General features: G+C 47.4%; 24 protein-coding genes. 2 read left to right on the top strand and 22 right to left on the bottom strand.

Annotated elements, in window-relative coordinates; all coding sequences use genetic code 11:
- Positions 1-34: 34 nt before the first annotated feature.
- The 8 genes from BLV90_RS03930 to BLV90_RS03895 form a co-directional block, all read right to left on the bottom strand.
- Complete coding sequence (locus tag BLV90_RS03930) at positions 35-961, bottom strand: phosphotransferase family protein (RefSeq protein ID WP_091736513.1); 927 nt, start codon at positions 959-961, stop codon at positions 35-37.
- Between the two features lie 20 nt (positions 962-981).
- Positions 982-1,533: a TIGR01440 family protein gene (locus BLV90_RS03925; RefSeq protein WP_091736510.1), complete on the bottom strand. Its 552-nt coding sequence runs from the start codon at positions 1,531-1,533 to the stop codon at positions 982-984.
- Positions 1,530-1,979, bottom strand: coding sequence for a ribose 5-phosphate isomerase B (gene rpiB / locus BLV90_RS03920; RefSeq protein ID WP_091736507.1), 450 nt, complete (start codon positions 1,977-1,979; stop codon positions 1,530-1,532). Before rpiB ends, BLV90_RS03925 begins: the two co-directional genes overlap by 4 nt.
- Before the next feature lie 83 nt (positions 1,980-2,062).
- Positions 2,063-2,695: a low molecular weight protein arginine phosphatase gene (locus tag BLV90_RS03915; protein ID WP_091736502.1), complete on the bottom strand. Its 633-nt coding sequence runs from the start codon at positions 2,693-2,695 to the stop codon at positions 2,063-2,065.
- A gap of 408 nt (positions 2,696-3,103) precedes the next feature.
- A complete protein-coding gene (locus tag BLV90_RS03910) occupies positions 3,104-3,817 on the bottom strand; it encodes a ZIP family metal transporter (RefSeq protein WP_091736499.1) in 714 nt (237 codons plus the stop codon).
- 10 nt (positions 3,818-3,827) lie between these two features.
- Positions 3,828-4,391 (bottom strand): manganese efflux pump MntP, encoded by a 564-nt coding sequence (locus BLV90_RS03905; RefSeq protein WP_091736496.1) that lies wholly within the window; start codon positions 4,389-4,391, stop codon positions 3,828-3,830.
- A 163-nt stretch (positions 4,392-4,554) separates the two neighbouring features.
- Positions 4,555-5,607, bottom strand: a complete 1,053-nt coding sequence (locus tag BLV90_RS03900) for an L-threonylcarbamoyladenylate synthase (RefSeq protein WP_091737001.1) — start codon at positions 5,605-5,607, stop codon at positions 4,555-4,557.
- Between the two features lie 51 nt (positions 5,608-5,658).
- The gene (locus BLV90_RS03895) at positions 5,659-6,126 is read right to left on the bottom strand and encodes a GNAT family N-acetyltransferase (protein WP_091736493.1); all 468 of its coding nucleotides are present in this window, start codon (positions 6,124-6,126) and stop codon (positions 5,659-5,661) included.
- A 153-nt stretch (positions 6,127-6,279) separates the two neighbouring features.
- On the opposite strand from BLV90_RS03895, the gene BLV90_RS03890 reads away from it, so the two are divergent.
- Entirely contained in the window at positions 6,280-6,786 is a 507-nt protein-coding gene (locus tag BLV90_RS03890) for a hypothetical protein (RefSeq protein WP_091736489.1), read from the top strand.
- Positions 6,787-6,838: 52 nt separating this feature from the next.
- Here the strand turns inward: BLV90_RS03890 and spoIIR are convergent, their stop codons facing one another.
- The 3 genes from spoIIR to prfA all read right to left on the bottom strand — a co-directional run bounded on the left by spoIIR (position 6,839) and on the right by prfA (position 9,669).
- Positions 6,839-7,537 carry a stage II sporulation protein R gene (gene spoIIR, locus BLV90_RS03885; RefSeq protein WP_091736486.1) on the bottom strand — a complete coding sequence of 233 codons (699 nt, stop codon included), beginning with the start codon at positions 7,535-7,537 and terminating at the stop codon, positions 6,839-6,841.
- A gap of 89 nt (positions 7,538-7,626) precedes the next feature.
- Positions 7,627-8,505, bottom strand: a complete 879-nt coding sequence (prmC, locus tag BLV90_RS03880) for a peptide chain release factor N(5)-glutamine methyltransferase (protein WP_245726243.1) — start codon at positions 8,503-8,505, stop codon at positions 7,627-7,629.
- Between the two features lie 96 nt (positions 8,506-8,601).
- Positions 8,602-9,669 (bottom strand): peptide chain release factor 1, encoded by a 1,068-nt coding sequence (gene prfA / locus BLV90_RS03875; protein WP_091736480.1) that lies wholly within the window; start codon positions 9,667-9,669, stop codon positions 8,602-8,604.
- Positions 9,670-9,982: 313 nt separating this feature from the next.
- On the opposite strand from prfA, the gene BLV90_RS03870 reads away from it, so the two are divergent.
- Entirely contained in the window at positions 9,983-11,005 is a 1,023-nt protein-coding gene (locus BLV90_RS03870; RefSeq protein ID WP_091736477.1) for a CPBP family intramembrane glutamic endopeptidase, read from the top strand.
- 155 nt (positions 11,006-11,160) lie between these two features.
- Here the strand turns inward: BLV90_RS03870 and BLV90_RS03865 are convergent, their stop codons facing one another.
- The 11 genes from BLV90_RS03865 to BLV90_RS03815 all read right to left on the bottom strand — a co-directional run bounded on the left by BLV90_RS03865 (position 11,161) and on the right by BLV90_RS03815 (position 20,252).
- Positions 11,161-11,646 (bottom strand): hypothetical protein, encoded by a 486-nt coding sequence (locus BLV90_RS03865; protein ID WP_091736475.1) that lies wholly within the window; start codon positions 11,644-11,646, stop codon positions 11,161-11,163.
- 29 nt (positions 11,647-11,675) lie between these two features.
- Positions 11,676-12,281 (bottom strand): thymidine kinase, encoded by a 606-nt coding sequence (locus BLV90_RS03860; RefSeq protein ID WP_091736472.1) that lies wholly within the window; start codon positions 12,279-12,281, stop codon positions 11,676-11,678.
- 98 nt (positions 12,282-12,379) lie between these two features.
- On the bottom strand, positions 12,380-12,577 hold the full coding sequence (gene rpmE, locus BLV90_RS03855) for a 50S ribosomal protein L31 (protein WP_091736469.1): 198 nt from the start codon (positions 12,575-12,577) through the stop codon (positions 12,380-12,382).
- Between the two features lie 159 nt (positions 12,578-12,736).
- Positions 12,737-13,987 carry a transcription termination factor Rho gene (gene rho / locus BLV90_RS03850; RefSeq protein WP_425433859.1) on the bottom strand — a complete coding sequence of 417 codons (1,251 nt, stop codon included), beginning with the start codon at positions 13,985-13,987 and terminating at the stop codon, positions 12,737-12,739.
- A gap of 84 nt (positions 13,988-14,071) precedes the next feature.
- Positions 14,072-15,034, bottom strand: coding sequence for a class II fructose-bisphosphatase (gene glpX, locus BLV90_RS03845; protein WP_091736466.1), 963 nt, complete (start codon positions 15,032-15,034; stop codon positions 14,072-14,074).
- 186 nt (positions 15,035-15,220) lie between these two features.
- Entirely contained in the window at positions 15,221-16,462 is a 1,242-nt protein-coding gene (locus BLV90_RS03840) for a UDP-N-acetylglucosamine 1-carboxyvinyltransferase (protein WP_091736464.1), read from the bottom strand.
- Between the two features lie 152 nt (positions 16,463-16,614).
- Complete coding sequence (gene fsa, locus BLV90_RS03835) at positions 16,615-17,268, bottom strand: fructose-6-phosphate aldolase (protein WP_091736461.1); 654 nt, start codon at positions 17,266-17,268, stop codon at positions 16,615-16,617.
- Between the two features lie 47 nt (positions 17,269-17,315).
- A complete protein-coding gene (fba, locus tag BLV90_RS03830) occupies positions 17,316-18,170 on the bottom strand; it encodes a class II fructose-1,6-bisphosphate aldolase (protein WP_091736458.1) in 855 nt (284 codons plus the stop codon).
- A 299-nt stretch (positions 18,171-18,469) separates the two neighbouring features.
- Complete coding sequence (gene kce / locus BLV90_RS03825; RefSeq protein WP_091736455.1) at positions 18,470-19,285, bottom strand: 3-keto-5-aminohexanoate cleavage enzyme; 816 nt, start codon at positions 19,283-19,285, stop codon at positions 18,470-18,472.
- Between the two features lie 170 nt (positions 19,286-19,455).
- Positions 19,456-19,851, bottom strand: a complete 396-nt coding sequence (gene kal / locus BLV90_RS03820) for a 3-aminobutyryl-CoA ammonia lyase (protein ID WP_091736452.1) — start codon at positions 19,849-19,851, stop codon at positions 19,456-19,458.
- A 26-nt stretch (positions 19,852-19,877) separates the two neighbouring features.
- Positions 19,878-20,252 carry a response regulator gene (locus BLV90_RS03815; RefSeq protein WP_091736997.1) on the bottom strand — a complete coding sequence of 125 codons (375 nt, stop codon included), beginning with the start codon at positions 20,250-20,252 and terminating at the stop codon, positions 19,878-19,880.
- Positions 20,253-20,344: the final 92 nt, after the last annotated feature.

Raw genomic sequence — 20,344 nt, 5'->3', positions numbered from 1 at the left:
TGTAACAGATTCTCAGAAATTTTCGGGAATCTGATTATGGTTCAATCCGATGAACCATTTTACCTAGCGTTACTTCAAGGAAATGTTCCGCCCGTTCCTGAACAATCTCACCTGTTAGATCATGCACACCAAAGGCAGGCCACCCCTTATACACCCTCGGAGGCTCCTCAAACCAACTTGCCATCCCATTCATATCCCACCAGGGATCGTAGCTTATCCCCGCCTCCTGTTGATAAGCACGTAAAAAGGATTCCGCGGCATCTATCCCTCGCAATAGTGCCAGATTAAGACGACAATGTGCCACATCGGCTTCCGCTGGACCCAAGCATGCATTGACCCAATCCACCACACCGCTCACCTTCTCTCCCTCCCACAATACATTGGCAGGGTGAAAGTCTCGGTGAATAAAGGTGAGGGTTCCTTGTTTCCGCTCCGCTAGTATGCTGGATAGCCTGTCCCATTCTATCGAATGGCGTGACCAGGAAAAGGAGCTCGGCTGGGCAGGGTCGAACCAAGGATCATATTTCCAAGGAAAAGAAGTTAGCTCCATACTTTGGTGAATAGTGGCCAACGTCTTTGCTAGCTCTGTAAGCCACTTTTTCTCATCCCTAGGTTTTAACTGAACATACCCTGGTAATTCTGTCATCAGTATAGCAGAAAAACCACAGATAACTCCTGTAGGATCATTGGCAATAAACTTGGGCGTATTAATCGGTAGGGAAGTAGCTTGCTTAAGTGCTTCTTCTTCGCGTAAAGCTAGATCTGGTTGTTCACGCAACCAGCTTTCGTTTGTAAAGAGACGCAATACCCAACCTAGGCCGCCGCTCTCCTGCCCTCGTTTGGATACTCGGTAGAGCCATGAAGAAGTTGCTCCATTCAATGGTGACAAGCGTATATTATCAGGGGAACATCCCAGTGAATCAGCTACCCAGCGACCAACTTTACTCAAAGTCCCCTGCATACACGATCACCCTTTCACCTTCATACATAAACGGCCCGCGGTCCACCGATCAAGGGAGCACGTGTCCGTGCCATTGAAACCCGCGCCTCCCCCACCTGTCTCACCGTGGGACGTATCGGAATAGCCACCGGTTTCAGGTGCATCCCGATCAGCGTCTCCCCAATATCGATCCCTGCATCCGCCTGTACGGAATCCACTAACATCCCCTTAGAGAAGTCACGGAATGCTCGCGATGCCATGGCACCTCCTGCTCGATGGACAGGAATGGCACTCACTTCTGTCAAACTCAAGGCCCGAGCAACCTCTGCTTCCACAACCAGCGCACGATTCAAATGTTCACAACATTGGAAGGCGAGGTGATAGCCATGACGAGCTTGTACAGCTAACGCACCTTCCAAGATCGCTACAGCTACCTCATCACTTCCATCGGTTCCGATACGGCTTCCTACCACTTCACTGGTACTTACCCCCATCACCAACAGTTGACCGGGGCTCAAAGTCATCTCTGTAAGAAGTTCCTCTGTCACTTGGATCACGCGATCTCGGATGTCTTGAGGAAACCCGCTATTCACGCCTCTCCACTTCCCTCCAGTAGATCTATTTTTGAGATGCGTTTACTATGTCTTCCTCCTGTAAACTCGGTAGTTAGCCACGTATTTAGAATCTTAGCAGCAAGGCCTGTTCCCACGACGCGCCCACCTAATGCAAGGACATTGGCATCATTATGTTCCCGGCTCATCTGAGCGGTAAATTCGTCACTAACCACTGCGCAACGAATCCCCTGCACCTTATTAGCAGCAATCGACATACCAATTCCCGTGCCACATATCAGGACTCCTCGATCAAATTCCCCAGACGCTACCCGTTCTGCCACAGGTTGAGCATAGTCTGGATAATCGACTGAGTCCGCACAGTTACAACCAACATCTTCTACCTGTGCACCTAATTCTGTGAGTACAGACATTAACGCGTCTTTCAATTGATAGCCACCATGATCGGATCCGATAATCACTTTCATTCTTAAAACCCCCTAGGTCATTTCGTTGTCGTCAATCATTTGTCTTATCTCAATCGTACCAGAAAGGCTACGAAAATCGAAGATTATGGAGCTTGATTCTCCTGTTTCCACCGGGCGATGATTTGCATAAGCAGTTTTTCCATCTCCCCAGCACAACGGCTATACTCTGCCAAATCTCCCCCAAATGGGTCTACTACATTACCATGATCGATAGACGACGGTAACTGTTGCCAGCTTTCCCGCAATGCCTGCTCCAATTGAGCCACATCCTTCTTAAGTTCCGCTTTCCCTGGTGAGTCTTCTTTAGCGTGATTCATCAAGGCTCGCTTGGCTTCCAATTCCGCAATAAGCTGATCCATCTCAGCCAATGAAGAGCCTCCCTGCACATAACCTTTTAACGTATCTGTCTTATCCGCAACCTGTGGGAATGCGTAAACCAGCATTCGCCTATGATCACTTGTCATGGTAAAAATGTGATCAGCCCACTCCACCATCTCCTGGGTCAATCGGCTTGATCGATGAGATGTACCATCGATCCCACGTGCCCGCAACACGTCAATAGCGTGACGGGAGGCGCCTCCCCCAGACATCGCAGATACACCCGCTGAGCGCACTTCTACCGGAAAATTGACTTCTTCAGCCATTTTTTTAAATATAGCTGCTGCTATTGGACTACGACAGGTATTACCAGTACAAACGAAGAGTACCTTCTTCACATGCCATTACCTCCCCCTACTCATCAGGCAATCTTATCATGATTGTAGTTCATCTAACCTATATTTCACAAAAGCCTATGGAAGGTCAATTCATCTCCTGACTATCCAAAAGAAGACGAACCTCCTATTTCTAATAAACAACACCTAAGTGGTTCATGAAACAGGAAGATGTAACCTCAACTTTCACTTAATAAATTCAACCTCATCCATCTTCCACTCCAGTAGAATAACGGAGATTACAACACATTTTATCTAACCACATAATACCGCCTTTTACACAAATGTAAACGGCCTTTCGGCCGTCATGGTTCAACCATTCTGTTCTATTCTTTCTGAAAGGAAGCAAGTTTATTGGAGGAAGTAAAATGAATACCGAGTAATTTTTCCTTTTAAGGGCCAGGCCCCAACCTAATGGTGAAAAAGATGCAATCCCCAAGCAAGGAAGAGACCTACCCCTATGCCGCAAAAACTTGCGAAAGGATGGATCCGCCATGCTCTGGGCATCACTTCCATGATAACTACCCAGATCATCGTAGTAGCAGCAAAGAAAAGCCCAGTGGCCACTGAATTTGGGGAATCCATGAGAAACATCCCCCCAAGCCATGTACCTAAAGGCAATGCTCCCCCAGCCACTGTACTAATTCCTAAGATAGTCATCGGGGAGCGACCCGCTGCTAGTAAAGGGGCAGCCAATCCGATCCCCTCCGGGATATTATGAATAGCCATCGCCAAGGCTAACGTTATTCCTAATTCTGACTCTGCTCCATAACCGACTCCAATTACAGCACCTTCCGGTATATTATGCACAATTATAGCAATGGCAAGATATCCCCCTAAGCGAGCATAGGGATCCTCTCCCTCTCCCTGGTCCAGCAGACGATGGATACCTAGCATTGTTAACAACGCCGCACCAATCCCTAAACCCAGATGAGAGAAGCCTCCTTGTGCTTTTACAGCCGCAGGCAATAGATCAAAGAGTGCGACACTTAACATCACTGTCGCAGATAAACTTAGTGAACCAGCTATTAACCGTTCCGAGAGGTTACGCCAGATTAGTACTGCTAAAACCCCTAAAAATGCAGACAACCCAACCACCGTGCTCAGCCACAGGGACTCTGTCATAGAATCTCCCTCACATCAAGAAGCGCAATCCGAGGAAAAAAAGAATCACTCCTCCAACTGCCTCTCCGTAATCGCCGATCCATGACCCTACGTGACGTCCTAAGAGTAGTCCCATCCCTGCCATCAATGCTCCCAATACGCCAAAGAGAATGACTGCCAACCATACATCCGCCGCGAATAACCCTAGTGAAAGCCCTGCTGACAGAGAATCCAAGCTGACGCTGATTGAAAAAAGACACACCCCCGTCACTGACTTTATATCGATTAGACGAGGCTCTTCTCCACTTCGAAAAGCATTCCAGACCATATTGATTCCGAGAAAGCACAGGACTCCCCCACCTGTCATCACGGCAATATCTTTAACCATCGTTCCTAGATAGTAGCCCATTGTAATTCCCATCAATGGCATAACGACGTGAAATAGCCCAATCGTCCCACTAATCACAAGGATTTGCCACTGCAAAATGCCACGCATCCCAATCCCAATCCCCAGGGAAAAGGCATCCATCCCCAGCGCCACAGCAACCATCAACAGGGTGACAAGCTGCCCCCACTGGGGCGTGGATAATTCCATGCCACTTCCCTCCGCCCATGCTTGTCTGTGACAAGGTTATGCGCAGGATTGTCCAAAAAGAACAGGATCCTTTATCCATCTCCGTACTTGATATGTGTTCATAGCAAAGAACCCTTGGGTTAAACTCAAGAGTTCTTTGCTATATCCACTTTCAGGTAAGCCCTTATGTTACGATTCGCCCCTCCGCTGCCTTTAACAACCGATTCATCACAGAGTAATAGATCCCCTCTACAGGAAATGCCTCTGTGTAGATGACATCCACACCCAGATCATCACAAGTACGCAACGCAGCATAGAGACCACGAGCGACTGAAGCTGGATCATCCCGTCTGCCAAGAGAAATCACATGATCCACTTGGTAGGTATCACGATTTTCCTCTGTAGTAAGGACCGCTACCCGCTGCCCCTTTTGCGCGGCATCCATTGCCATTCTTGCCACTTTAGAACGTTGCTCCTCTCCATCTCCAACTACGAGCCACATTTCTCCCTGAGGAGCGTAATGACGGTACTTCATTCCTGGAGATCGGGGTACTAGTCCCTCTTGTTCGATCCCTGGATCCACCTGAACTTCGCCAGAGATGGATCGCAACTGATCCAGGGTAATTCCACCTGGCCGAAGTAAGATCGGCACCTCACCCGTCACATCCACCACGGTAGATTCCACACCCACACCTGTCACACCACCATCCACTATCCCGTCAATTCGACCCATCAAGTCCTGCCATACATGATCAGCTGTAGTAGGGCTTGGCTTTCCTGAGCGGTTGGCACTGGGGGCGGCTACCGGTACTCCAGAACATCTAAGTAAGGCTCGCGCTACAGGGTGAGAGGGAATCCGCACCCCTACGGTTGGAAGGCCTGCCGTCGTTCCAGAAGCCAATGTGCCCTTATGACGGCCAACCAATGTGAGGGGCCCTGGCCAGAAACATTTCAACAATGCTTCTCCCTGGGGTGTCATCTCCATCCATTGGTCCAATGATTCAACATCTGCAATATGGACGATTAGGGGATTATCCGATGGGCGCCCTTTCGCCGTAAAAATGGACGCCACCGCTTCTTCAGACTGAGCATTCGCTCCTAGCCCATATACGGTTTCCGTAGGAAAGGCCACGAGCCGCCTATCCCTGAGAAGGGAGGCGGCTTCTTGTATAGCTGGATCATTGATTAGTTTCGCTTCATCCATGCTTTCGTCGACACGCCAGCGTTTCGTCTCCATCCCTGTACCCTTTCCATCGTCTCGCACATAGTTTCCCCAATGATACCACAATCACTCTTCTCCAACGGATACCAACACTTTTCTTAGAACAAACAGTTCTTTCCCTGCTAATTCCGACTGATGAAGATGCTCTGAATTTCTAATATCCTCGGGAATCTCCTCCCACTCCACTGAATGAAACCCGAAGTGTTCAAAGATGCTTCCAGATATCCCTGCTAACAAATATACCTCCACCAGACCACTTTGCCTGGCAAAATTTAATACCTTTTCGACTAACTCTATCGCTGACTTTGCATTCCAGGAATTTTTCTCCATAACAAAGGACCGGAGTAAACCCCGATCTCCATATACCTCCATCCCAGCGGTCCCGACTAAACGCACAGGCTCCACCGCGGGATCTTCCACCACCAAAAAATAGGGCAAATGCTCCTCTATCCCTTGCTCATTTAATCCAGCATGTCGCAAGATCTCCTGGATTCTATCTACATCTTCAGTTACTGCTCTGCAAACGGTAAACACACAGATTCTCCCCTTTCCCTACCTACCATCAACCTATGCAAGGGTTGTCCTATACAGAACGCAAAAATTGATGGGCAGGATTTTCCTAGGGTAAGAGGCTGGCGCGCTCCCCAGACTATAAAAGCTAACGCAATCGAGGAGGTGACCCGCCCGATGTCGGTACCCGATGAATTTCGACGAGGAAACGAACGATGGTTTTTACGTGGTGGAAATTTCACGAAACAAAATATACCGATGGTACGGGTTTCCCTCTTTATTGAATTACTTGCGATCCATCGAGGAGATAACGTCCCCTCTATCCATCTCCATGGACAAGGAGCTGGAAAGTTCCACTGGGATCATCAAGCTCATCTCTTAACCTACGATGTGCGGGTTCGCCCCTCCGGCAGCCCACTTCTCCCTTCTACATGGCCCTGTGAAATTCGCTCGGGCTCCCTTGTATTAAAAACATGGATGCGGGCCAGTTTTCTTATGGATGGACAAGTTCAACTTCGCGGAACCGCGGAGCTATACCGCCAGCGCACCCTATTAGACCGCCGGGACTTCTCATTCCTAACTCAAGGAGAAGAAGTACGAACCGAAGTACTCCCTCTTGGTCAGGTGAATGGCGACCGCGGCGAAGTACGCATTCGCACAGAGGTATCAGAGGAGATAAACTAACCAACAAAGCCCCCTTCTCATCGTACTGCTGGTTCGATGAGAGGGGGGCTTATCATCCGAATAAGCCGGAGAAAAATTTCTCTAAAGAATCGATGAAAAATAGCCGAACTTCAAGCGAGTCCTCGTTTTTATTTAAGGTTTTCTCTTCTTGCACAGGAGCGGCTAATGCTTGATTGGCGGCCAAAGCCTGAGCTGTCGCTTCACTCTTTTCTTCTTTAGGAACCGCGTCACCGTTACTCATATCCACAAAACAGAGCGGCGGGAAAAGTACACACCACCAGTTATCCCCTTTTCCTTTACCGATGGTTACCAACAAGGCTTCATATTTTCCAGCCGGATATACTTGATCACCATATAATTTCGTCGGAAAAGGAACCTTTCCAAAGTCCATCTTTACTGAATAAGAATAGCCGCGCTTGTCCACTGTATTTTCAGCAATACGCTGCAGTATAGGTAGGTGATCACGTACCATCCCACGAGCTTCATTTAACGTACGCGGCTTTTTTGCCCAAGTACCCATCTCTGCTAAGATTGCATCCCGCACCTGGCGTTTGAGCCACTGATCCTGTGTACTATCGCTATTGGCCAAGATACGAAGACGGATCGCCTGTCTGGGAATCGCGGATTTCCCTTCCGCTGCTGATACGGTTACCGCTCCTTCTCCAGAAAGAAATCCTTCTCCCTGACCAACCACATAAAAAGAGAGTCCAACTGCACAAAGGATAAAGAAAAAAATAGTGCGAATGTTCATGATCAAATCCTCCCCATTCGGTCTCATCCGTCAGTATGGACAAGCAAGGAGCGGTTTAATCATAAAAAATCCATCCTTTATTGGGAAAATCACGATTGTATCGAAACCGCTACGACCCGATCTCGCCCTGCAAGATCGGGAATGATCTTTGGCTCATTAGCGCCTGGTAAGGAACGAGACATCGATGCCACTTGAACCCCTTGATCCCAACCAATCTCAAAAGCAACCAGACCGGGACGTTTCAAAATCAACGAAATTTGTTCTGTGAGAATTCGATACGGTGTTAATCCATCTTCTCCTCCATCTAAGGCAAGACGAGGCTCATAATCTCGTACTTCACGGTCCAATTGCTCCACCACTGAGGTAGGAATGTAAGGAGGATTTGAAACGAGCACGTCCAGCTTCTTCTGATCTTCGAGCATAGGATTGAGCCACTCACCCTGGCGGAAATCAATTCGCTTTTCAACCCCGTGACGTTTTGCATTCTCGCGTGCAACCACCAATGCCTGCGGCGACTGATCAATTGCAGTTATCTGCCAATGAGGCCGTTCCACTGCTAATGTAATGGCTAGAATCCCACTCCCTGTACCTACATCCGCTACTTGAAGCGGTGCATCCCCAAACAAATTCTCCGCCTCCTGGAGCACGGTTTCTACTAACCCTTCTGTTTCCGGTCGCGGAATGAGTACGTGGGGATTAACTGCAAAGGGACGGCCAAAAAATTCCTGCTCTCCTGTAAGATGCTGTAAAGGAATCCCCTGCAACCGACTTTCTACCCATTTGTTTAGTTGCTTTTCTACCTCCATCGGAAGAAGTTCTTCCATTCCAAGGAAAAACTTCGTTCGATCCCATCCAAGCAAGAAGCGAAGCATCACTTCTGCTTCAAAATCTCCCGCCCCTATCCCTCCTCCCAGCAACCGTTTACCAGCAAGTCGCCAGGCATCTTTGACACTGCTCCCCTTCTTCACCATAGGTTCCTCCATCCAAAACGGACTTATCCCCTCTAACACAAAACAAAAGAAAAACCAGGCGAAGGCCTGGATGATCCTAGGGGAATCCCTACTTTAATCTCCACTTTCTAGCAAGACAGATTGCTCTTCTAACACAAGAGCATCAATAATCTCATCTAACTCACCGTCCAACACTACGTCCAATTTATGCAGAGTCAGGCCGATCCGGTGATCTGTCACTCGACTTTGCGGGAAATTATAAGTGCGAATTCGTTCACTCCGGTCCCCAGTACCTACCTGGGTTTTGCGTGCATCAGCCACCCGAGCCGCTTCTTCCTGTTGCCTCATATCGAGGAGACGGGCTCGCAGGACGCGCATCGCCTTATCTTTATTTTTAATCTGGGATTTTTCATCCTGACAGGAGACGACAACCCCTGTAGGAATGTGCGTAATCCGTACTGCGGACTTCGTCGTATTAACACTCTGTCCACCAGGACCACTTGAACAGAAGGTATCAATCCGCAATTCCTTCTCCTGAATATCGATGTCCACTTCCTCGGCCTCTGGAAGCATGGCAACCGTTGCCGTAGAGGTATGAATCCGCCCTCCTGATTCCGTAGCAGGTATCCGTTGAACTCGGTGAGCACCACTTTCGTATTTTAGCCGGCTATAAGCGCCATGACCCTGCACAGAGAAAACGATCTCCTTAAAGCCACCCATTCCGGTCGTGTTGGCTTCCATAACCTCTGCCTTCCATCCTTGCCGCTCTCCATAACGGGTATACATCCGATACAAGTTAGCGGCAAACAATGCCGCTTCCTCTCCACCTGCTGCTCCACGAATCTCAACAATCACGTTTTTATCATCATTAGGATCTTTAGGAAGTAGCAAAATGCGGATATTTTCTTCTAGTTCATTTTTTCGCTTTTCAAGGGTATCCAACTCCGCCTTAACCATTTCCAGCATCTCAGGATCTGTCTCTTGTTCAAGCATCTCCTTCGCATCTGCAAATTGGGCACTTACTTCCTTATATTCACAATACGCCTGGTATTTTGGTTCAAGTTCTGATTGTTCCTTGGAGTATTTCCGTAACTTTTTTGAATCGGATAGTGTATCCGGGTCACTCAAAAGCCGATTCAATTCATTATAACGGCCTTGAATGGATTCTAAATGCTCTAACACACCACTTCACCCCTAAAAGGTCTTTATAAAGATCCCCGTCCATCCTTATTCTCGGTTAGTTCGTTATGTTCCTGATGGCATAGCTAATTTTATTATAGGTGAACCCCTAACCGCGGTCAAAAATACAATGTTATTATCTAGCTTGTAACATCCTTATCCATGATTCCATTTCCCGGGGAATGAAAACACATAGGTAAAAAAGGTCTGGCCTTCTATGATATGATAATTATAATTATGTGGAAGCAAACCCGGTTTCTTTCCATCATAACAATCTTTCTTCTCCAGAAAAAATTTAAACGATAAGGAGACCTCTATGATATCGGATACACTTCTAACATTCCTGCAATTTGTCCCAATAATCCTCTTACTCTGGTTTGCTAATAAAGGGGAGGCTCGTAGAGAAAGCCCAGAAGTTTCAGGTATCGGATGGGTCATTACAACATCGGTCCTCCTCAGTATTGGTTTTCTACTTTTACTTGGCGGTGGATTGATCGTCCTTCTTTTTGGAAATCTTACTTTCTCAGAGGCAATGCCCTCGGCGGATTTGAGTCAGCGAATTCCCTTCATGGGACTTAGCCTGCTCTTACCTTCCATTATAGGATTCTTATTATTTATCCCTGCGATTCGCAGAGGATTGTCTCGCCCATTTTCCCTTGATCCACACAACCGTGTCCATGCTACCTCCCTCTCCCTGCTCATGTTTGTTTTCGCTTATTTATTTGCTTTCCTCTCTCTCGGAGTAGCGAATATGGCTAAAATATCCACAGGCTCAGAGGACGGCAATCCAATCGCTCCCCTTTGGGCACAACAGATCACCTTTTTCTTTATCGCACTCTTTGGTGTAGGTTGGTTAAGTGGACGCCGTACTCTAAAACAAGGGCTAAAGCGATTGGGTATCGTAAAACTTACACTCCGTGAGGTGGGAATCGGACTGGGCGCCGGTCTCCTCTTAGTCATTGTAGGCCCCACCCTGGAATATCTTGGCCAGTTTATTGGCATTTCAGCTGATCCTAATGTGAACAAACTAACTGAGGAAATGTTAGGGCCTCTCTATGGCTCTGTTCTAGGTATTTTAACTTTAGGCCTCTCTGCGGCCCTTGGAGAAGAAACGGTCTTCCGTGGTGCCCTTCAACCACGATTTGGTCTCCTTTTTACTGCGTTGATTTTCTCTTTTGTACATAGCAACTATGGGCTTAGCCTCTCTACCGCGATCGTCTTTATCGTTGGTATCGCCCTGGGAATCCTACGCAAACGTTATAACACCACAACCACTATGATCGTTCACGCCACTTACAATATGTCCCTGGGTGTGATCGCGTACTTTGCCGCTCAATAACCAACTATCTCGCGCACTTTGCACCACACCAAATAAAGGATAAAATAATTAATATTTGATCACATTTATATTGCATCCACGACGTCCTCGGATGTCTTTTTTATGTCTCTCAACAAAAAAGCCCGAGCCTGAATCATCATCGCTCAGGCACGAGCTCATTGGTTTCCCGATTGAAGATAGGAGCGGGGATCCCACCGGCTTTTCCCTATACGGACACGGATTTCATAACGAGGTATCTCTTTTTTTACCTGGTCCAATACAACCTGACGAAGGTGTTCATATTCGGATGCGGGTACATCCGACGTAGGGGTTACACGAAAAGCCATGTGACCGCCAAAGATTCTGATGTCCACATTTTTAACCCCTTTAATCTTCATCACCGATTTTTTAGCACGCGTCTTATCATCTGCAGCAGTGGGTTGGGACCAGTCACTTGTATCTAAGTTGGGGCTCGAATTACGAATGCCAAATCGACCATCATCATGCATATAGTCATAATTATTGGTTTCAAAACGTCGATTGGATCCAGTGCCCAGCTTCTCTTTATGATCATGACTGGCTCCCTGCTCTACCTGATTGTTTGTACAAGCCACCGTACACACTAAGATTCCTGTAACAACCAGAAAAAGAAAACGCCGCATAAAAAACACCTCCCTAACGCTAGTCTGCGTCAGGAAGGTGAAAAGTTCTCCGGCAATGATTCCCGGTTGGTTTGATGGCAATGGCGACAACGGGCTTCATACTGCTCAGAAGCACCTACTTGAATGACAGGTCCCTCCACATCAGCAGGAGAATCATGGAGCAACCGTTGTGTACGGCTAGCGGCTCCACCACATTGAATGCAAATTGCCTGAAGTTTTGTAACATATTCTGCCACTGCAAGCAAAGCAGGAGTCGGGCCAAAAGGACGTCCACGAAAATCTTGGTCCAAACCCGCACAAATTACACGGGTTCCTTGGTTCGCAAGGGATTGTGCCACTTCAACTACCTTTTCATCCAAAAATTGGACTTCATCAATCGCTACCACATCGATATCGGAAGTCAGTTGCACCAAAACCTCAGTCGCTTGGCTTACCGTTTTTGCCTCAGCATGAATACCGTTATGGGAGGTGATTGCGTCCAGGCGGTAGCGATCATCAATTATAGGCTTGAAGACAGCCACATTCTGGCGAGCGATTCGTGCGCGCCGAATCCGCCGAATCAATTCTTCACTCTTTCCCGAGAACATCCCACCACAAATGATCTCGATCCAGCCTTCCCTGGCAACCATGTTCATAGGTTGTTCGGTCCTCCCCCATTATGTATGGTTCCATAAAGAGAACAGGCAAGCGGCGATGCTTGCCTGTTCTCTTCTCAAACCAACATCTATTTAGATTACATGTTGTATTTCTTTTTGAACCGATCAACACGTCCACCAGCACTCGCCCGCTTCTGTTTACCAGTGTAGAAAGGATGGCATGCAGAGCAAATATCCACGCGCAGGTTTTCTTTCGTGGAACCCGTTTCAAAGGTGTTTCCGCAAGCGCAGGTAACCGTCGTTTTTTTATATTCAGGATGAATCGCTGCTTTCATAGATTCTCACCTCTTTTCAGGGGTCCAGACTTTTGCACGCTCAAATAATGCAAACACTAATGATTATAGCATGTTATGAAGGTTGGAGCAACTGTAGTCCCTTTTATGATGAGAGGTATAATCTTTAGGAACATATGAATGATAACTAATATATGGCAATCAAACAGAAGAAGAGTGGCTAGCATCTGATTGTGATTCGAGTGTAGCGAGAAGTTCGGTATTATTTCGAGTGTCGGCTAGTTTTTTCAGGATACTTTCTGTATTCTCCTGACCATCAGCAAGTGATTGACGAAGTGACCATATTTTATCGAGCTCTTCCTCTGTCAGTAAGAGCTCTTCACGACGAGTTCCCGAGCGGCGAATATCAATCGCAGGATAAACTCTGCGCTCAGAGAGACGACGATCCAGATGAAGTTCCAGGTTGCCTGTTCCTTTAAATTCTTCGTAGATTACATCATCCATCCGGGAACCTGTATCAACTAACGCTGTTGCGAGGATCGTGATGCTTCCGCCCTCTTCAATATTGCGGGCAGACCCGAAAAAGCGCTTCGGCTTGTGGAAGGCAGCTGGGTCAATCCCCCCGGATAAGGTGCGCCCTGAGGGTGGAATGACCAAGTTGTAGGCTCGAGCTAAGCGGGTAATGGAATCCATCAGGATGACCACATCCCGCCCATGTTCCACAAGCCGTTGGGCACGCTCCAGAACGAGTTCGGCTACTTTAATATGATTTTCTGGCATTTCGTCAAAGGTAGAGCTAACTACCTCCCCTTGTACAGAACGCTGCATATCAGTTACTTCTTCAGGTCGTTCATCGATAAGGAGCACAAACAGATCAGTCTCTGGATGATTGGTACTGATACTATTGGCGATTTCCTTAAGGAGCATCGTCTTGCCAGCCTTTGGTGGAGCGACGATAAGGCCCCGCTGCCCTAGCCCAACAGGGGTGATCAGATCCATGACACGCCCAGGAAGGCGCTCTGGTTGTGTTTCCATCATCAGTCTTTTTTCCGGGTAAAGCGGCGTCAACGCGGGAAAGTGGGGTCGCTTTGCGGCTGTATCGGGTACCTCCCCATTCACTGCATCGACATGTAAGAGACCAAAGTAGCGTTCGTTCTCCTTAGGGGGACGCACCTTACCGGAGATCAGGTCTCCTGAACGGAGATCAAAGCGACGAATCTGGGAGGAAGAGATATAGATATCTTCCGTAGAGGGGAGGTAATTAATCGTGCGGAGGAATCCAAAACCCTCTGGAAGAATATCCAGAACGCCTTCCATAAATAATAATCCTGCTTTTTCAGCCTTACTTTTTAAAATAGCAAAGATTAATTCCCGTTTCTTCAATTGAGCATAGTACGGAATCCGGTATTCCTTTGCTAATTCATATAGATCAGTTAATCGTTGATATTCCATTTCACGGAGTGAAATATCCCTATGCAATTCCTTCACCACGCTCTTCTTTCCAGATAGTATTCAGCTAAAACTTCTCCATCACGATCAGAGAGAAAAGAGGCTATTTTTATCGAGACGATGCTTCCCATCAATAAAACGCACCGTTCCTGTCGCAGCTCGCATTACTACCGAGTGAGTCGTGGCATGACTTCCTTTATAACGAACCCCTTTTAAGAGTTCTCCATCAGTCACTCCTGTAGCGGCAAAGATAGCATCTTCCCCTTTAACCAGGTCATTCATGTGAAGCACCTGACTTGGATCTTCAATCCCCATCTGGCGACAGCGCTCTGCTTGTTGCTCATCCTCTGGTAAGAGACGTCCTTGTATCTCGCCCCCTAGGCATTTAAGAGCAACGGCAGACAAGACACCCTCTGGAGCACCACCCGAGCCAAGCAAAATATCTACCCCTGTATCGGAAAAAGCCGTATTGATCGCTGCAGCCACATCTCCATCGGAAATCAGTTTGATACGAGCCCCGGTTTTCCGAACGTCCTCGATCAATTTTTCATGTCGGGGACGATCTAAAATGACCGCAACAAGATCATTCACATCTTTCCCTAGTGCACGAGCGGTCGACTTTAGATTATCCTCCACAGGAGCATCGATATCAATATGTCCCACTGCACGAGGACCAACAGCAATTTTTTCCATGTACATATCAGGAGCATGCAGGAGGTTGCCCCTCTCTGCTACAGCTACAACTGCTAGCGCATTCCAGGTCCCTTTGGCCACAATGTTGGTTCCTTCTAAGGGATCCACAGCTACATCGACTTCAGGTAAATATCCAAGACCCAGTCGTTCCCCAATGTAAAGCATTGGAGCTTCATCCATTTCTCCTTCTCCAATAACCACAGTTCCTCTCATCGGAATCGTGTCAAATACCTTTCGCATCGCGCTAGTTGCGGCTTCATCTGCCTCATCTTTTTTACCAAAACCCATCCATCTGCCCGAGGCGACGGCTGCGGCTTCTGTTACTCGCACGAGTTCCAACGTTAGACTTCTTTCCATACGGATCCCTTCTTTCTTTTCCTGTATGAAAGGCCACCCCGCCTGGACGGGATCATCTACCTTAAAAGTAACATATTTCTCCTAAGCGTAGCATGTATGAAACGTTTCGTCGCTCTTCGAGACATGATCCATAATCCTTCTCCATCTTCATAGGCAAAATCCATTATACCAAGCTTCTCTCTATTCTCACCACAACTCTGCCCCAAGTAACTTTAACTTTTCTTCCAAATTTTCATATCCCCGCTCGATATGTTCAACACCGGTGATCTCGGTGACATCCTGTGCCATTAATCCTGCAACGACCAGGGCTGCTCCGGCTCTGAGATCGGTAGCACGAACCTTTGAACCATGGAGTGAAGTCCCACCTTCTACGATGGCTGTCCGTCCTTCTACCCTAATTTGCGCACCCATCTGGCATAATTCATCCACATGCTTAAATCGAGAGGAATAGATGTTATCTGTCACCAAGCTCGTCCCCTTCGCTCGTGTAAGCAACGCAGTAAGGGGTTGTTGCAAATCGGTGGGGAAGCCAGGATACGGTAGGGTTTTTACATCAATCCCCTGGTACTCACCAATGCCGCGAACTCGCAGTGCTTCATCGGACTCATCCACAGTAACTCCCATCTCACGCAACTTAGCGGTTACTGGTTCCATATGCTTAGGGATCAGATTGGTAACCGTCACCTCACCTCCAGTTGCAGCAGCTGCAATCATATATGTACCTGCTTCGATGCGATCAGGGATAATAGAATGCCGGCAACCCATCAACTGCGGGTTCCCTCGGATGCGAATCACATCCGTACCTGCTCCATGAATCTGCGCACCCATAGCAGTGAGTAGGGTAGCCACGTCAATAATCTCCGGCTCCTTCGCCGCATTTTCGATAATGGTCCTTCCCTCAGCACGGGATGCCGCCAACATAATATTAATTGTCGCTCCCACACTAACCACATCGAGATAGATTCTCGCTCCTTTAAGTCGTTTCGCATGAAGATGGATCCCACCATGGCGATGAGTTACTTTTGTCCCAAGGGCCTCAAAACCTTTGATATGTTGATCAATCGGCCGCGGACCTAGGTTACAGCCCCCAGGCAAACCGATTGACGCCTCACCAAACCTGCCCAACAATGCCCCCATCAGATAATAGGAAGCCCGAAGTTTCTTCACTTTTCCATTGGGCATGGGACGATTGGATAATTGGGAAGTATCGATGGTTAAGGTATCCACATCTCGGTTCACTTTGGCCCCAAAATCACGCAATATCTCTTCGTAAATTCCTACATCACTGATGCCTGGCAGGTTTTCAATAACCGTTTGAGATTCTCCAAGCAGTGTGGCAGGTAAAAGAGCCACCGCACTATTTTTCGCCCCACTCACATTTACCTCGCCATGGAGAGGTCTTCCTCCCTTGATCATTAACTTTTCCATGCGATCCCATCCCTCCCCCGTCCCTCTCCTTTGGTTACAGGGGAGAAGACGTATAAATGGTAATATGGAAAAATTTCTTAACAATCAAAAAAGGGAGACCAGCGAGGCTTAATGCCTCGCCGGTAACCCTCTGCTACAAAAACTGTGTCAGGTTATCCTTGATTTGCCTTGGCCCAGTCTTGTTTAAACTTATCGATCCCTTGATCTGTCAGGGGATGTTTAATCATTTGCTCCATTACTTTATAAGGCAATGTCGCAATATCTGCACCCACTTCTGCTGCTTGTGTAAAGTGAAGCGGATGACGAACACTCGCCGCAATAATCTCTGTATCGATATCATGCAGTTCGAAGATTCTTGCGATCTGTGCCACTAAATCTATTCCATCATGGCTAATGTCATCTAAACGACCAAGGAAAGGACTCACATATGAAGCCCCAGCCCGAGCCGCCATCAGGGCTTGGTTTGCAGAAAAAACGAGTGTCACATTAGTACGAATCCCGTTTTTAGCAAAATGGTTCACTGCTTTTAGCCCTTCTGTAGTCATCGGTACCTTCACCGTAATCATATCGGATATTTTTACGAGGGGTTCCGCTTCTTTAATCATTCCCTCTGCATCATCCGACATCACTTCGGCACTAATCGATTCTACATCGTGGGCAATATCACAAATCTCTTTTAGTACATCCGTAAATTCCCGTCCGGACTTAGCAACCAAGCTTGGATTGGTGGTAACACCAGAGAGGATTCCCCAGGAGTGTACTTTTTTGATCTCTTGCACGTCAGCCGTATCGATAAAAAATTTCATTAGAATCACCTCAATACGATAGTAAAAAACGCCAATCAATCAAGAAATCAAGCTTTACCTGAACTTCCGAACAAACGCATCTTTCCTTGTACCGTTTGCTGTATAGCATCACGACCAGGGCCGAGGTATTTACGAGGATCGATCATACTAGGATCGTTGCCCAGTTTTTCGCGGATCATAGCCGTACAAGAGACCTGGCTTTCGGTGTTAACATTAATCTTGCCCACACCTAAGCGAATAGATTCCTGAATCGCCTGATCCGGCACACCACTACCACCATGTAGCACGATTGGTGCATCTACTTGTTTCGCTACCTCATCGATAATGTCAAAGTGGATTTTAGGCTCCCCTTTGTACATCCCGTGGGCAGTACCTACAGCGATAGCTAGCGCATCTACCTTCGTCTCTTCCCAAAACCGAATCGCTTCATCCGGTTTTGCCATCGCTGCATCGGCTTCTTCAACGACTAGATCATCCTCTACACCGCCGATTGTGCCAAGCTCTCCTTCAACGGAAACACCAACAGCATGGGCCGCTTTTACAACTTCCTTGGTAAGTACGATGTTCTCTTCGTAAGGATGATGGGAGCCATCAAACATTACAGAGGAGAAGCCGGCTTGAATACATTTCATCACCACATCAAAGTTACTACCATGATCCAAATGGAGTGCCACAGGGACACCAGATTCTTTCGCCGCAATTTCAGCCATGGCTACAACATAGTCGATCCCCATGTAGCGCATCGCACCTTCAGAAACACCAAAGATAAAAGGAGATTGCTCTTCTTTTGCTGCTGCTGCAATCCCCTGTACAAATTCAAGGTTGTTCATATTAAACTGACCAACCGCAAACCCTTCTTTTTTTGCGCGAGGGAGAAACGCGGTCATTGGTACTAACGGCATTGGGAAATCCTCCTCAAGAAAATATTATTCCATACCCCGCACTCATCAAAATCAACTGGTACGGAATGGGATAAGCCATCTCATTCAGTCATTATATCACTCACCCTTTGAATCGGATAGTCATCTGCAATTGGAAGGTTTCTCCGATCTTCATAGTGTGTAAACTTCGTATTAATGACCACACTGCTCTTTTACCCTGTTTAACAATAAAATATGATCTTTAATGCTTTAATTCACAAAAAAAATTACTCCCCAATGCCTTTATTTCGCTTATTTATCAATATTTTCCTCATTTAGACTCATTTCTCATCCAATCCTAAAATCCTCCGTGCTTCCGTAGGAGAGGCTGTCGGTCGTTCCATTTCCGCCGCTAATCGCTTAATGCGGGCGACTAAGGAACCATTGGTCGCAAGTTCTCCCTTGCGGTAATAAAGATTATCCTCCAACCCGACGCGCACGTGCCCCCCCAAAGTGATCCCTAACGCAGCCATGGGCAACTGATGCCGCCCTACAGCAGCAACCGTCCAGGTAGCACCCTCTGGCAGTTGATCGATAAGCAGGAGCAAATTTCGCGCATCAGCCGGAATCCCACCAGGTACCCCTAAAACAAAGTCAAAATGAAGATGTCCAGTTACCAACCCTTCCTTTACCAGGGCAAGAGCCGTCTGTACCATCCCCGTATCAAATATCTCAAATTCGGGTCGTACTTGATATCTTTGTAGAGCAGCTGCGAACTTCCGAATATCAGACGGGGTATTAAGAAAAACCACATCCCCAAAATTGACGGTTCCAGTAGTCAATGTGGCCATTTCTGGAGATAAGGTAACGGGTTGCAATCGTTCCTCAGGAGTCATTCCCACGGCTCCCCCTGTGGAAACCTGGACGATAATATCGCACCGTTTTCCAATTTCATTCAGGGTCTCTTCATAAAGCTCTCTACTTTGACTCGGGCGTCCTTCCTGATCCCGTACATGGATGTGGGCAATCGAGGCTCCTGCTTCGCATACTTCTGCTGCTTGTTCTGCAATTTCCTCGGGGGTAATCGGTAAATGAGGGGTATCCTCTCGTGTCACTTCCGCACCTACCAAGGCTGCTGTAATCATTAATTTCTCCATATGTACTCGCCCCTCCACTCTTTAGCTAATGAAAAAAGAGGCCGTCAGGCCTCTGAAATGGCGAATTTCACCTGTACGCAAATGGATCAGACATGGAAAGTTTCCTATATAACGTTACTTCGTTCCTACCTATAGGGCTCCTGCCTCTATAAGATCGGCTAAACTGGCTATCACTTTTTTTGCAAACGTTGTTTCTCTTTTGGCACAACGCAGGTCCCAGATGCACGTGCTACCTCGATAGGCTCATCCAGCACACGAGCAGCGGAGGGGGCCTCTGGGTCGATATTCCCTTCGATCACCTTCACTGCTTTAAACGACATTCCTCTGGATGTATTACCCACTCGAGTGATCGTCGCAGTTGCCTCAATATAATCCCCTGCATAGACAGGTGCGAGAAATTGCACATTATCATAGGCTACAAATAATCCTTCATCCCCGTCATGACGGATTAAAAGTTCAGTTGCTAAGTCTCCAAAAAGAGTTGTCATGCGTGCACCATCTACTAAATCCCCTCCATAGTGGGCATCCGCTTGGCTCATACGAAGGCGAAGTTTTGCCTCTAACATGTTGTCCCCTCCCAGATGTAGATCACCTAACCTGCAACTAATTGACGAAGAACTTCCGCCCGTAACTCCTCAATATCAAATGGTTTCGTAAAGTGGGCAAGAGCCCCTAGTTTAGATGCTTCTTTCACCATATCTAATTCCCCATAAGCAGTCATCATAATGACTCGTGGAGAGAGTCCTTCCTGCCGTAAATGACGTAATAATTCCAAACCATCCATTCCAGGCATTTTCATATCCAAAAGGATTAAATCCGGATCTTCCGTCTGTATGATCTCAAGTGCTACATTTCCATTCGCCGCTTGTAAGACCTGGAATCCCTCTCTACTGAATACTTCCTTCAGTAATACACGAATCCCAAACTGGTCATCCACAACAAGGACTTTTTTCTCGGAAAGCGACACTGCCCCTTCATTTTCCCGCGATTCAGCCCGACCCGCTTCGATGGGAATCCCCTCCTCCACCACCAGAATTCCACCTCTTTTTTTCTATAGGA

Source organism: Marininema mesophilum (genome assembly GCF_900106775.1).
Lineage (GTDB): Bacteria > Bacillota > Bacilli > Thermoactinomycetales > DSM-45169 > Marininema > Marininema mesophilum.
This window is presented reverse-complemented; position numbering and strand designations above follow the sequence as displayed.